Here is a 13,597-nt window from a genome sequence, read left to right as displayed (position 1 = left end):
GACGTGGATCCGGCAGATTCCGAGGTCCGGCCGCTGGGTCATGACGTTGGCATATGCCAGAGGGTCTGCGCCGCAGTTGGGAGGGGCCCGGCGAGCGCGACAATCTCGCCAACCCCCTCTCCCGGCAACGGGTTTGCCCGTTATCGTGGTACCGATCCGCCGACCGGATCCCGCGGCCCACACAGGCGAGCGCAGGGGGAAACACCGTGGCGCTGAAGCACGAGCCGACCGCCCCGTACCACTCCGCCCAGGACGCCCTGCGCGTGCTGGAGACCGTGGCCCGCCACTCCGCCGGCGTCACCGACTCCGAGCTGGCCCGCCGCACCGGCCTCGGCCCCGAGCGGCTCACCGCCCTGCTGCGCATGCTGCGCCGCGAGGGCTACGTCGAGCAGATCGCCGGCGGGGCGTACGTCACCGGCGACACCCTGCGCCGCCTCACCTCCGCGCACGACAGGGAGCGGGCCGTGCGCGAGCAGCTCCAGCAGACCCTGGACCGGCTGCGCGACTCGGTCGGCGCGGCGGTCTACATGAGCCGGTACGTCGACGGCGAGGTCAGGGTCACCCAGTACGCGGCCGGGCCCGGCACCCCGGCGGTCAACGAGTGGGTCGACTTCCGCACGGCCGCCCACGCCACGGCGGTCGGCAAGAGCCTGCTCACCCAGCTCGACCACAACGGCCGCCGCGACCACCTCTCCCGGCACAAGATGGCCCGCCTCACCTCGCGCACCATCACCAGCGACAAGCTGCTGCTGTCCCGGCTGGAGTCCCAGCCTCCGACGGTGCCGGTCCTGGACCTCCAGGAGTACGCGATCGGCACGGTCTGCGCGGCCGTCCCGATCACCGCGGGGTCGTCGGTGGGCTGCCTGGCGCTGTCGCTTCCCGTGGAGCACGCGCACCGGCTGAAGCAAGCGGCGGACGCGCTGAACCGGAACGCGGCACCGGTCCTGCTGTCCCTGACGATCTAGGACACCTGGGGTGGTCATGAGCACCCCTCGGGACCAGGTAGTATTTTCTTCGTCGCCAGCCGCGGAGGACACACACCACGGCGGGCGGGAGTCATGCGCCGCTAGCTCAGTTGGTTAGAGCAGCTGACTCTTAATCAGCGGGTCCGGGGTTCGAGTCCCTGGCGGCGCACGATGACGATGGCGAGCCATGTCCGCGAGAAGCACGGACATGGCTCGCCATCTCTGTTATGGCGCGGCCGCGCCGCGCGTGGCGGGGGCCTCGCCACCCACGCCCCCGCCGGCCTCCCCGGGGCTGAGAAGCCGGTACCGTTCCTCCCCCGGTGGCCTCCACCACACCGGATCGGCACACGGAACCCCCTCCTTCCTGAGCCGCGCCCGGTGGATCTTGTTCGTGGCCGTCACCGGCATGCGCTCCACCACCCGCACGAAGCGGGGCGCCATCTTCGTCCCCAGGTCGGGCTGGGCCGCCAGGAACTCCGCGAAGCCCGCCGGGTCGAAGGTGCCGGCGATGGTCGCCATCACCTGGTCCCCGGTCACCGGGTCCGGCACCCCGTAGACGGCGACGGCCACCGCGCCCTCGTACCTCGCGACGATGTTCTCGATCATCGCGGCGGCCAGGTTCTCCCCGTCGACGCGGATCCTGTCATCGGCACGGCCCGCGAAGTAGAGGTAGCCGTCCGCGTCCCGGTAGAACAGATCACCGGTCCAGTACACCCCACCCCGGCGCCGCTCGGCCTCGGCGGCCGGGTTCCGCCAGTACCCCTCGAACGGGTTGGGCCCCCGGTTCACCAGCTCCCCGATCGCCTCCTCGCCGTTGAGCAGCCGTCCGGCGGAGCCGAAGGCGGCCGACGGGCACTCGCGCCCGGTGGCGGGGTCGAGCACCGCGAGCCCCGGCCCGGCCGGTCCCACCGCGCCCTTCGGCGTGCCCGGCGCCCACTGGATCGCCGCACCGCCCTCGGAGGAGCCGTACCCCTCCACCAGCCGCACCCCGAACCGCCGCTCGAAGGCCGCCGCGTCCACCGCGCCCGCCTCCGTGCCGAAGCCGAGCCGCAGCGGGTTGTCCCGGTCGTCCGCACGCTCCTCGGTGGCGAGCACGTACTGGATGGCCCGGCCGACGTACGTGAAGTACGTCGCCCGGTAGCGGCGTACGTCCGCCAGGAACCCGGACGCCGAGAACCGGCGCCGCAGGGCGACCGACGCGCCCGCCGCCAGTGCGGGGGCCCAGTCGGCGATCACCGCGTTGCCGTGGAACATCGGCATGCAGATGTAGTGGACGTCGTCCGCGCGCACCCCGAACTGCCGGACCAGCGCCTGACCGGCCGCCGCCAGCCGGCCCTGGGAGCAGAGGGCCGCCTTGGGCGCGCCCGTCGAGCCGGAGGTGAAGTACAGCAGCAGCCGGTCGGCCGGGGCGGCGCGGGACGGGTCGGGCACGGCGTCGGCGTAGGGTGCGAGAAGGGCGCCGTACTCTTCGCCGTCCGTCACGAGGATCCGCACCCCCGGCAGCTCCAGGCCCGCCAGCAGGGGCAGGTGGATACGCTCGGTGACCAGGAGCGGGCACTCGGTGTGCAGGATGTCCCGGGCCAGCTCGGAACCCCGGCGGGTGGGGTTGATCCCGGCCACGGCCGCTCCGGCGAGGGCGGCGGCACCGAGCCACAGCGGGAACTCCTCGGTGTTGTCGAGGAGTACGCCGACGTGCGGGACGGCGCCCGGCGGCAGCAGGTCGGCCAGGAGTGCCGCCCGGGCGGCGGCGCCCGCGGCGACCTGATGCTGCGTCAGCGTGCGACCCTCGCACATGAGCCCCGCCCGGTGGTCGCCCCACCGCGCGGCGACCAGCTCGGCGACCGTGCGTGTCATGGACTCCATGGAGGCGCACGGTAACTGACATGGCGTCAGATGTGGAGGCTAGGGCAGGAAGCCGTCCGCGAGCGAGAAGACCGAGTGGGCCACCACCATGAAGGTGACGCAACCCGCGATGAACACGCCGAAGAACGCCACCAGGCAGCCGGACTCGGCGGCGAGCCTCCCCCGCGCCGGGGCGTGCGCGGTCGCACGCTCGGGTTGCTCGGCCGCGTAGTGCACGGTGAGGATGTCGCCCTCGACCGTCGTCCCCGGCCCGTTGCTCTCCTCGAAGCGGACGGTACGGCCCTCGCGGGTGGTGAACTCGTACACGTGGTGGAGCGTCGTGCTGACGGAGGTCTCACCTCCGCCGCTGGTCGTGGCGTACGTCCGCAGGCAGCGCGCCTCGGCGGTCAGCCCGCCGTTCCAGGCCCGGCGCACCTCCCGCGACCGGCGCAGGAGCCTGACCAGCACGAAGACCGCCAGGGCGATCATGAGCGCGGGCACGGCGTAGAAGAGCAGCTCAAACATGAGGTTCCCCCGAGGTCGGTACGCCGCCCCGCTCGGCCGGCGTGCGAGGAACGTACCCGCCGGTAGGGGCGGCCCGCCTCAAGGGAACCTCAGTTTCCGTGCCGTGGCGTAACGGTCCTCAGAAGGTGACGTCCGAGCAGGCGTAGAACGCGTTGCCCGTGTCGGCGATCGTCCACACCGCGACGATGACGTGGTGCCCACTCAGCCCGGTCGGCAGGGTGCCGCTGTGGCTGAGGGTGGCCGGCGGGCGCTGGCCGTTGTACGGGACCGTCAGGAACGGGGTGAGGTTGAGGTCCGAGCGGGACAGGGCGTGGTTCTGGTTCCAGCCCTGCTTGGTGACGTAGTACTTGAAGTCCGTCGTGGCGTGCATGGCGGTGAACTGCCAGCGGAAGGTGTACGTCTGGCCGCCGGTCACCTTGGTGGTGGGCCAGGCCCCGCCGGACGGGGTGGTGGGCGAGCTGAGCTGGGCGAACCGGCTCAGGCCGCCGTTGCAGATCTGCCCGTCGGCGGGCCTCGCGACCGGGAAGCCCTTGGGGCCCTCGACGCTCTGCGGCTCGTACTGGATGTCACCGCAGCCCGTCACCGTGCCGTTGGCGCAGAGCTTCTGCCTGCTGATGGGGAGGTCGGTGTAGCCGTGCCCGCTGGCGCCGCCGGTGGAGAGCGCGAACGCTCCGGCGGTCGCCACGCCGAGCACGACCGCGGACAACTTGGTCTTGGTGCGCATACTGCCGCTCCTGGAGAACGTGGGGAGTTCGGTGAGCTGTGCAGGTAGGTCTAGACCAAGTGTCAGATTATTGCCGTCTGTTGACTGTGTCCATACAAACGACGTGTCCGCACCCGTCGGGGATCGCTACAACGGCTCCCCTCGCCCCGAGCAGAACGCGACCGTCAGGTCCCGCACCAGCACCTTCCGGTCGTAGTCGTCGAGTTCGACCAGGCCGCGTGCCGCCAGCCGGGTCACCATGTCCTCCACCGAGTCCACCACCGAGCCGAGCGTGTCGGCCCGCCGCCGGGCGTCCAGCGAGGCGATCCGGCGCCGGTTCATCGCGGGGGCGACCTCCGGGGCGTACTCCACCCGGACCGGCTGCACCGAGAAGACCTCCACGCCGACCGGCGCGGCCTCCTCTGCCACCAGCCCGGTCAGCGCGTCCCCGGCCGCCGTCACCCCGCCCCGCGTCCCGGCTCCCGGCTCCACCGGCACCCGGGCCAGCGCCGCCTCCACGCACTGGCGCAGGTACGCCTCGTGGTCCTCGACACCGAGCACCGCCCGCGCGGTGTCCCGCACCCGCCACACCACCAGCACGACCACCCTGAGCGCCAGCCCGTCGGGATCGGCCGCCGGCATCGCCTCGCTGCGCCAGTGCCGCAGCCGCACATCGACCAGGCGGCGCGGAAGCAACGGGTTCACCCAGAGCAGCCCGGTGCGCCGGACCGTCCCCCGGTAGCGGCCGAACAGGCCGAGCACCCAGGCCCGCCCGTTCCGCCCCCGGGCCAGCCCGCTGAAGCCGAGCATCCCGAGCACCCCGGCCCCGACGTACGCCGCCCACTGCGCCGGACCGAGACCGGCGCCCGCGGACGCGGGCAGCCGCAACGCCCGCGCCACCGCCGGTGACAGCAACCCCGCCCACCACGAGGTCGCCACGCACCCGGCGAGCCCGCACGTCCCGGCCAGCACCCCGAAGGCGCCCGGCAGCGCCCGCGCCGGGCGCTCCGCCAGCTCCGGACCGACCTCCGGCCGCGGCCGGCTGGGCACCGGCTCCGCGCCCGTGGGCCGCGGCTCCTCACCGGTGTCCTTCCGGCGGGCCACGACCACGGACTCGAGCGGTACCTTCACCGGGCCCAGCGGTTCGGAGCCGTCACGGAAGAGCAGATGGACCGGGATCTCGGTGGTCTCCTCGTTGTGGATCAGCCGGGCCTGATGCGCGCCCGGCTCCGCGGCGGCGTCCGGCTGCCCCTCGGAATCGGGCGGTGTGTGTGACGTGTTCGTACTCATGCGTGCCTCCAGCCTCCGCGTTAACGCGTCGTGAACAGGGGTGTTCCGGGGCCTCCCGGGTCGGGGACCGGCTGCCCGGTCGGGCGGTCAGAGGCCGGTCGTCCGGCCGGGAACCAGGTCCGCGAACAGCCGTCGCCAGGTCTCCGGCCCCGGATAGCCGTCGGCGGCGCCACCGCGCCAGCCCTGGGCGCGCTGGAAGGCCTCCACGGCTCGCCGGTCCGCCTCGCCCCAGCGCGGACCGGCACCGTTGGCGTAGAACGCGCCGAACCCTTTCTCCATCAGCCGGCGGCCCAACTGCGTGACATACGGGCTCTCCGCGCCGGGACGGAAGTGGTGCCGGCCCGGGTAGCCGGGCACCCCGTGCGAGAAGGGCATCCCCTGCAGGACCGACCGCCCCGGCCCTGGCGCGCCCGGGACGCCGGCCCCCGCCTCGACGCCGGCCCGCCGAGCGCTCGCCGTGGCGGCGGTGAGGCCCTTGTAGCGGTAGGGGACGTACTTGTCGGCGTTGCTCCAGTAGGGGTAGGGGGTGGGCTGACTGCGGGTGTGCGGGGGTGTCTGCTCGTAGACCGTGTAGTAGGTGTGCGTGTAGTCCGTCCAGCCACCGAAGATCACCACGTGAGAGCCTTTCTCGGGGTTGTCGGGGTTGTGGTAGAGCAGGATGTCCCCGGGCTGGAGGCTCTCCTTGGTGATCTTCACACCGAACCGTTGGAGGCTGCCCGTCCACTCGTTGCCGGGCAGGCTCCAGGCCATGGAGACATAGCCCGAACAGTCCTGCCGATAACCGTCGGTCCAGTAGTCGTCCATGCTGTACGGCACCTGCGCGGCCACCCAGACCTTGGCCCGCTTGATGATCTGGGTCCGGGTGGTCGCGGGGACCGGGGCGGTCGCGGGCGCCGGTCTGCCCCCGGGGCCGTGCAGCGGGGCCTTGGTGCCCTGGGGGGTGTCGGGCTCACCGCCGCCGCCGGGGACGTGGGAGCGCCGCTCGACGGGGTGGCCGGGGGCGAGGGCGGCGGCCGGGGCGGCCGCGCCGAGGACCGCGGAAGCGGCGGCGACGACCACGAGTCCGCAGGCCGCCGAGCGGCCGCCGAGGCGGCCGGACGACAGGCGGGGACTCACCCGTCGCCCTTCGGCGCAGCCCGGGCAGCCACAGCCGCTCGCCGGGGCGATTTCCTCGAACACGGGCGCCTTCATGCGATCTACCTCACATTCGGAGAGGGTTTGTCCGCGAGTGTGCACATTGGTCTGTTTCCCAACTGTTCGCCGAAGCCTCACTTTGACGGGCCGAATGATGTACACGGCCCCTCCGACGGCCGTCCGGCCGTCCCCGGGTGGTCAAAGGCACCCCTGAAGGTCAGGTAGAGTTATCTCCGTCAGCAGGCGCCGCTAGCTCAGTTGGTTAGAGCAGCTGACTCTTAATCAGCGGGTCCGGGGTTCGAGTCCCTGGCGGCGCACCGACCGAAAGGCCCCTCGCGAACGCGAGGGGCCTTTCGTGTGACCCCGAGCACGTGCGCCGCCGTCCCCGACCGGTGCCGGCCGAGCCCGCCCGCGAGGTGCACGAGGCGATCACCGTCAGCCCGTACGTGGCGCTCGCCGGCGGTCCCCCTGTGCCGGCGCGGGCACCGGACGCGCCGGTCGGCACCCTCCGCACCCTGAACCGATCACGGCCGCGTGAGCCGCCACGGAGCAGCCCCGCGCGCCGAGCGCCGGGCAGGACCGGCCGGCGGTGCCCCTCCCCCTGCCCTGACCGAGCCGGACAAGGGGTCACCGCCGTAAGGGCCACGGCCCCGACAGCGCCGGCCTCGCCCGCCGGGACCGCACCGCTCCCGCCCCCGACGACCCGCCGAGCGCGCGCCCACGCGCGGCGGCCCGGCCCGGCGCGCGTGAACGAGCCCCCTCGCTCACCGGCCTGCGCCAAGCGGCCGTGGAGACCGGCGGGCTCGGCGTCACCCTCTTCTTCGTCCCCAGCGGCCTCGTCCTGACCTGGTCGGCGCGCGAAGGCGACGCCACCCGCCGCCCGTGCGAGGATCGCCGTGCCCTCCGCCGGCGAGCGACCCCGCCGCACAGGCGGGCGTCGCCCCGGCCGCAGCACCGGCCCCCTCGCAACCAGGCCCCGCGGCAACCGATGTCGGCGCAGGTTCACCCCCCGCACGCGTCGCGTACTCTCTCGCCATGGCAGCCCGGGACCTTCAGGAGCGGATCAAGAAGCTGATCGTGGACCGACGGCTGCCCTCGGGCGCCCCCCTGCCGACCGAGCCCGAGCTGATGGAGTACCTCGGCGCGAGCCGGAACTCCGTGCGCGAGGCCCTGAAGGCGCTGCAGGCGATGGGAATCGTGGAGATCCGGCACGGCTTCGGAACGTACGTCGGCTCGATGTCGTTCGCGCCGATGATCGAGGGCCTGGCCTTCCGCACCGTCGCCGGCCACTACCGGGGCGAGGACTCCCTGCTGCAGCTGCTGGAGCTGCGCGAGGCCGTGGAGACCGGGCTGGTCTCGCGGCTGGCCGGGCGACTGCCCGAGGCGGACCTCGTTGAACTGGACGCCCTCGTGAACCGTATGGAACAGCAGGCCGCCGAGGGAGCGGGCCTCGCCGAGACCGACCGCGCCTTTCACGCCACCCTCTACCGGGGGCTGGACAACGTGTTGCTGAGCGAGGTGCTGGAGGCGTTCTGGGACGCCTTCCACCGGGTGCAGCGGGACCTGGTGGACGTGCCGCAGGACCCCAGGATCACCTGCCGCCAGCACCGGGAGATCCTGGACGCGGTCCGGTCCGGCGACTCGCTGCGGGCGGAGGAGGCCATAAGGGACCATTTCGGCAACATCCGTGTCCGCCTCTCCACCACCGGCACGCCCCGGCCCTCCGGGACCACCGGCGCACCCCGGCCTCCCGAACCCCACGCGCGCCACAATGAACGGGTTTGACCGGTAAACACCGCGTTTCGCGTCTTGCGATCATGCGGAGCGCCGTAGAAACCTGGACATCCAAGCTGCCGCCGTTCGGCGGGAGTTGGGGGGAAGCAACCGGTTGCCGGCGGCGGGGAAGGGGGCCCCGCTCATGAACCGATGCCGAGGGGGGCATCATGCAACCGGAAGGCCGCGGTCCCGTGTCTATAAGGTGGGGAAGACGTGGGGACTGCGAGCCACCACTGATCCGCGCGTGCGGGCACAAGGGGAGCCGGCCCGGGCGGCAAGGACCGACGAAACACGCGGTGACCTGCGTGTGGGGGGAATGACTCATGACGTCGACGCCGACGGGCGCCGGACAGACCCATGCTCACAACGACCCGTCACAGACCACTCAGCTCAGGGCGATCGGGCACCGGACGGCCCAGTTCCGCCGGATGAGGAAGAGCCTGCCGAGATACGACTACGAGCACTACAGCCGTCTCGCGGGCCCCCTCACCCAGCCCGATCCGACCAAGCCGTACCAGGTGCAGTACCGGTCGCTGCTCTCGCAGGAGCCGCACCGCGTCCGTGCCGCGCTGATGCTGGGCGCGGCCCCGGTGCTCTCGCTGGTCCTGCTCTTCTGGCTGCTCCAGCCCGAGCACTGGACCGAACGCGACTATCCCGCCTACGACTTCCTTCCGGCGCTCGACGTCGTCATGCTCGTCTCGATCGGCCTGATCGAGTTCTTCCGCTGCATGAACGTGCTGTCCAACGCGCACGCCACACTCGTCGCCCGCGACCCGGTCCCCGTGGTCCCCGAGACCGGCACCCGTGTCGCCTTCATCACCACCTTCGTGCCCGGCAAGGAGCCGCTCGAGATGGTGACGAAGACCCTGGAGGCGGCCGTGCGGCTCCGCCACCGGGGCCTGCTGCACGTGTGGTTGCTGGACGAGGGTGACGACCCGGCCGTCAAGGAGGTCTGCGCCCGGCTCGGCGTGCACCACTTCACCCGCAAGGGCGTCGCGCGGTGGAACCGGCCCAAGGGCCCGCACCGCGCCAAGACCAAGCACGGCAACTACAACGCCTGGCTGGAGGCGCACGGCGGCGACTACGACTTCTTCGCCTCCGTCGACACCGACCACGTACCGCTGCCCAACTACCTGGAGCGGATGCTCGGTTACTTCCGCGACCCGGACGTCGGCTTCGTCATCGGCCCGCAGGTGTACGGCAACTACGACACCTTCGTCACCAAGGCCGCCGAGTCGCAGCAGTTCCTCTTCCACGCCCTGATCCAGCGCGCCGGCAACCGCTACGGCGCCCCGATGTTCGTCGGCACGTCGAACGCCGTACGCATCAGGGCGATCAAGCAGATCGGCGGCCTGTACGACTCCATCACCGAGGACATGGCGACGGGCTTCGAGATGCACCGCGCCAAGAACCCCGCGACGGGCCGGAAGTGGAAGTCGGTCTACACCCCGGACGTGCTCGCGGTCGGCGAGGGCCCGAACGCCTGGACGGACTTCTTCACCCAGCAGCTGCGCTGGTCCCGGGGGACGTACGAGACGATCCTCAAGCAGTACTGGAAGGGCCTGTTCACGCTGGGGCCGGGCAAGCTCTTCAACTACACGATGATGATCATCTTCTATCCGATGTCCGCCCTCAACTGGATCCTCGCGGCGCTGAGTTGTGCCCTGTTCCTGGGCCTGGGCGCCTCGGGCGTGAACATCGACCCGACCGTGTGGCTGATGCTGTACGGCAACGCCTCCGCCCTTCAGATCGGCCTGTACATCTGGAACCGGCGGCACAATGTCTCCCCGCACGAGCCGGAGGGCTCCGGCGGCGTCGCGGGCATGGTGATGTCCGCCCTGTCCGCACCGATCTACGCGCGCTCCCTGATGGACGCCGTGCTACGCCGCAGGAGCAGGTTCGTGGTGACGCCCAAGGGCCAATCGGCAAGTCCCGACACGCTGTTCGGGACGTTCCGGGTCCACTGGTTCTTCATCCTGGTCTTCGCCGGCTCACTCGCCGCCGGCTTCGTGTTCGGGCACTCCCACCCGGCGATGATCACCTGGGCGTGCTTCGCCCTGCTGATCACCGCCTCCCCGATCTTCGCCTGGCAGTACACGCTGCGTCAGGAGCGGAAGAAGCCGAAGCCGGCCGCTGCGGTCGCCGAACCCCGGGACGCGGTGCCCGCGCCGTACGCGGCCCACGCACCGCACGTCCCGCAGCAGCGGCCCACCTGGGCGGGCGCCGGGCAGGGGGACCGGAGTGCGGACCGGAGCGGGGAGAACGAGCAGACCATGCAGATCGCCCTTGGCGGACTTGGGGGACGTAAGGAATGAAGGACCAGGCCGGCCGCCGTCGCGCCCGCAGGCTCGCGATCGGTACGGCGGTGGTACTCGCGCTGGCCGGGATGAACGGGCCGTGGGTCTATCGCTTCGGCACCGCGCAGTACCACCAGTACAAGATCAACAGACCCGAGTACAAGGCCGAGAACGGCCACTGGGACATCATCGAGTTCCCGCCGGAGTACCGCCAGGACACCATCCACGCGGCGCTCCTGCACACCGGCAAGGTGCTGCTGGTCGCCGGCTCGGGCAACAACCAGGACAACTTCGACCACAAGAAGTTCGACACCCGGATCTGGGACCCGCTCAAGGGCACGATCAAGAAGATCCCCACACCCAACGACCTGTTCTGCACCGGCCACACCCAGCTGGCCAACGGCAACCTGCTGATCGCGGGCGGCACCAAGCGGTACGAGAAGCTCAAGGGTGACGTCAAGAAGGCCGGCGGCGTCATGATCCTCTACAACGAGAACCCGGACAGGCCGATCACGCTGCCCGCGGGCACCAGGTTCACCGGCAGGCAGAACGGCAAGACGTTCGTCTCCCAGGACCCGGTCCTGGTCCCGCGCGCCACGAAGGTCTTCGACAAGACCGGCAAGTGGCTGCGGAACAACCCCGGTTACGGCCGTGTCTACGTCGAGGCGCAGGCGGAGGGCAGCCAGTACGAGACCGGCACCCAGGACAACTACCGGATCCAGGGCCTGACCGGCGCCGACGCGCGCAACACCTACGGGATCGCGCAGAAGCTCGCCCTCGACAAGAAGGACTTCGAAGGGATCAAGGACGCCTACGAGTTCGATCCGGTCGCCGAGCGGTACATCAAGGTCGACCCGATGAACGAGGCCCGCTGGTACCCGACGCTCACCACGCTCTCGGACGGCAAGGTCCTCAGCGTCTCCGGCCTGGACGACATCGGACAGCTGGTGCCGGGCAAGAACGAGATCTTCGACCCGAAGACCAGGAAGTGGACGTACACCAGGACGACCCGGCAGTTCCCGACGTATCCGGCACTGTTCCTGATGCAGAACGGGAAGATCTTCTACTCGGGTTCGAACGCGGGGTACGGGCCGGACAACATCGGCCGTGACCCCGGCATCTGGGACGTCGGCACCAACAAGTTCACCAAGCTGCCCGGGCTCAGCGATCCGAACATGATGGAGACCTCCGGGACCGTGCTGCTGCCTCCGGCCCAGAACGAGAAGTTCATGGTGATCGGGGGCGGCGGGGTCGGCGAGTCGGCGCTGTCGAGCAGGAAGACGCGGCTGATCGACCTGAAGGCCGCCCGTCCGAAGTTCGTGGACGGGCCCGCGTTGGAGAAGGGCACCCGGTATCCGCAGTCCTCGATCCTGCCGGACGACACGGTGCTGGTGTCGGGCGGCTCGGAGGACTACCGCGGGCGCGGCGACTCCGACATCCTCCAGGCCCGGCTGTACCACCCCGACAGCAACAGCTTCACGCAGGTCGCCGATCCGCTGGTGGGGCGGAACTACCACTCCGGCTCGATCCTGTTGCCGGACGGACGGGTGATGTTCTTCGGGTCCGACTCGCTGTACGGGGACAAGGCGAACACCAAGCCGGGGAAGTTCGAGCAGCGGATCGAGATCTACACGCCGCCGTATCTGTACCGGGGGTCCCGGCCTACGCTCGGCGGGGGTCCGCAGACGATCGCTCGGGGCGCCTCGGGGACCTTCACGTCGGATCACGCGGGCAGTATCAAGAAGGCGCGGTTGATCCGGCCGAGTGCCTCGACGCATGTGACGGACGTGGATCAGCGCTCGGTCGCACTGGACTTCAAGACGTCCGGGAACAAGATCACGGTGACCGTGCCGAAGAACCGGAATCTGGTGCAGTCCGGCTGGTACATGCTGTTCGTGGACGACGACCAGGGGACACCGTCCAAGGCTCAATGGGTCAGGGTTCCGTAGTCACCTGCTGTTCCCGGCCAGGGCGAGTGCGTAACTCGCCCACCAGTCCCCGGCCTTCGGCCCTCCCTTGCAGGTGCCGTCGGACTCCCCCGGCCGCTTGACCCACAGGTAGGCGTCCACCAGGGGGTCGGCCGTCTTCGTCGTCGGGGTTTCGCCGAGGGCCCGGCCCGGCGGGTTGCACCACCGCTGGGCAGGGTCGCCGGCCGTGTAGGGGCCGTTGCCGTTCCTGCTGGTGTCGATGACGAAGTGCTTGTCGCCCACCTTCGCCGAGAGCTGCTTGCCGTAGGCGATGGAGTCCTGGGTGGAGTAGAAGTTGGAGACGTTGACGGAGAAGCCGTCGGCCTGTCCGACGCCCGCCTGCTGGAGGGGCTGGAAGATCTGGTCGGGGTGGCCCCAGCCGGCGTTGCCCGCGTCCAGGTAGACCTTGGTGTTCTTCAGGGACTTGAGCTTGGCGATCGCTCCCTTGAGGAGGTCGTAGCGTTCCTCCTGGAACTGGGCCGGGGTGCAGCCGTCGACGAGGTGGAGCACGGCGTCCGGTTCCAGGATGACGATGGCGGAGCGGTCCTCGATGCCCCGGGCCACGGCGTCGATCCAGGCGCGGTAGGCGTTGCCGTCGGCGGCACCGCCCTGGGAGTACTGGCCGCAGTCGCGGTGCGGGATGTTGTAGAGCACCAGCAAGGCCGTGCGGTCGGACTTCTCGGCGGCCTCGGTGAAGCCGCGGGCCTCCTTCTCCGGGTTCTCCGGCCCGATCCACTCTCCCACGGGCTGTTCGGCGATCTTCCGGACCTGCTCGGCCTCGGTCCTCTTGCCGGCCTTGGTGTAGGCGGCGAGCTGGCGGGCCGCGGTGCCGTCCGGGTTCACCCAGAATGGGTCGGCGTTCCTGGGCTGTTGCGTGATGCGGGCCCCCGCCTCCCCGTTCTTGTCGCCGCCTCCGGAGGAGCATCCGGCGAGCAGCAACGCCGCCCCCAGCACCACCGCCGCCGACGCCCGCGCCGAACGACGGGCCCCCCTGCTGTCGTACATGCGAATCCCCCTGGTCCCCCTGGGCGAACTGGTCCAGGTGTCCGATCCTGGCATATCCGGCGGTCCGTCACGAGGTCGCGTGACGGGGCGTAC

The 13,597-nt window shown here is 70.9% G+C and carries 10 protein-coding genes and 2 tRNA genes; 6 read left to right on the top strand and 6 right to left on the bottom strand.

Features of this window, described 5'->3' with window-relative positions:
• Window positions 1–206: 206 nt before the first annotated feature.
• On the top strand, window positions 207–965 hold the full coding sequence (locus AB0L59_RS00875) for an IclR family transcriptional regulator C-terminal domain-containing protein (RefSeq protein ID WP_365577802.1): 759 nt from the start codon (window positions 207–209) through the stop codon (window positions 963–965).
• Between the two features lie 95 nt (window positions 966–1,060).
• Window positions 1,061–1,134: transfer RNA gene (locus AB0L59_RS00870), tRNA-Lys, on the top strand.
• Between the two features lie 56 nt (window positions 1,135–1,190).
• Here the strand turns inward: AB0L59_RS00870 and AB0L59_RS00865 are convergent.
• The 5 genes from AB0L59_RS00865 to AB0L59_RS00845 form a co-directional block, all read right to left on the bottom strand.
• The gene (locus AB0L59_RS00865) at window positions 1,191–2,828 is read right to left on the bottom strand and encodes a long-chain-fatty-acid--CoA ligase (RefSeq protein ID WP_365577800.1); all 1,638 of its coding nucleotides are present in this window, start codon (window positions 2,826–2,828) and stop codon (window positions 1,191–1,193) included.
• 39 nt (window positions 2,829–2,867) lie between these two features.
• The gene (locus AB0L59_RS00860; protein WP_365577798.1) at window positions 2,868–3,332 is read right to left on the bottom strand and encodes a DUF3592 domain-containing protein; all 465 of its coding nucleotides are present in this window, start codon (window positions 3,330–3,332) and stop codon (window positions 2,868–2,870) included.
• 118 nt (window positions 3,333–3,450) lie between these two features.
• Entirely contained in the window at window positions 3,451–4,056 is a 606-nt protein-coding gene (locus AB0L59_RS00855) for a lytic polysaccharide monooxygenase auxiliary activity family 9 protein (protein ID WP_365577796.1), read from the bottom strand.
• 126 nt (window positions 4,057–4,182) lie between these two features.
• Window positions 4,183–5,325: an SPFH domain-containing protein gene (locus AB0L59_RS00850; RefSeq protein WP_365577794.1), complete on the bottom strand. Its 1,143-nt coding sequence runs from the start codon at window positions 5,323–5,325 to the stop codon at window positions 4,183–4,185.
• Window positions 5,326–5,412: 87 nt separating this feature from the next.
• Window positions 5,413–6,516, bottom strand: coding sequence for a peptidoglycan-binding protein (locus AB0L59_RS00845; RefSeq protein ID WP_365577792.1), 1,104 nt, complete (start codon window positions 6,514–6,516; stop codon window positions 5,413–5,415).
• Window positions 6,517–6,702: 186 nt separating this feature from the next.
• On the opposite strand from AB0L59_RS00845, the gene AB0L59_RS00840 reads away from it, so the two are divergent.
• The 4 genes from AB0L59_RS00840 to AB0L59_RS00825 all read left to right on the top strand — a co-directional run bounded on the left by AB0L59_RS00840 (window position 6,703) and on the right by AB0L59_RS00825 (window position 12,481).
• Window positions 6,703–6,776: transfer RNA gene (locus AB0L59_RS00840), tRNA-Lys, on the top strand.
• A 718-nt stretch (window positions 6,777–7,494) separates the two neighbouring features.
• Entirely contained in the window at window positions 7,495–8,244 is a 750-nt protein-coding gene (locus tag AB0L59_RS00835) for a FadR/GntR family transcriptional regulator (RefSeq protein WP_365577790.1), read from the top strand.
• Between the two features lie 314 nt (window positions 8,245–8,558).
• Complete coding sequence (locus AB0L59_RS00830; protein ID WP_365577788.1) at window positions 8,559–10,550, top strand: glycosyltransferase family 2 protein; 1,992 nt, start codon at window positions 8,559–8,561, stop codon at window positions 10,548–10,550.
• On the top strand, window positions 10,547–12,481 hold the full coding sequence (locus AB0L59_RS00825; protein ID WP_365577786.1) for a kelch motif-containing protein: 1,935 nt from the start codon (window positions 10,547–10,549) through the stop codon (window positions 12,479–12,481). Before AB0L59_RS00830 ends, AB0L59_RS00825 begins: the two co-directional genes overlap by 4 nt.
• Here the strand turns inward: AB0L59_RS00825 and AB0L59_RS00820 are convergent, their stop codons facing one another.
• Complete coding sequence (locus AB0L59_RS00820; RefSeq protein WP_365577784.1) at window positions 12,482–13,504, bottom strand: glycoside hydrolase family 6 protein; 1,023 nt, start codon at window positions 13,502–13,504, stop codon at window positions 12,482–12,484.
• Between the last annotated feature and the right edge of the window lie 93 nt (window positions 13,505–13,597).

This window comes from Streptomyces sp. NPDC052109 (genome assembly GCF_040680195.1).
Taxonomy (GTDB): Bacteria; Actinomycetota; Actinomycetes; order Streptomycetales; family Streptomycetaceae; genus Streptomyces.
This window is presented reverse-complemented; position numbering and strand designations above follow the sequence as displayed.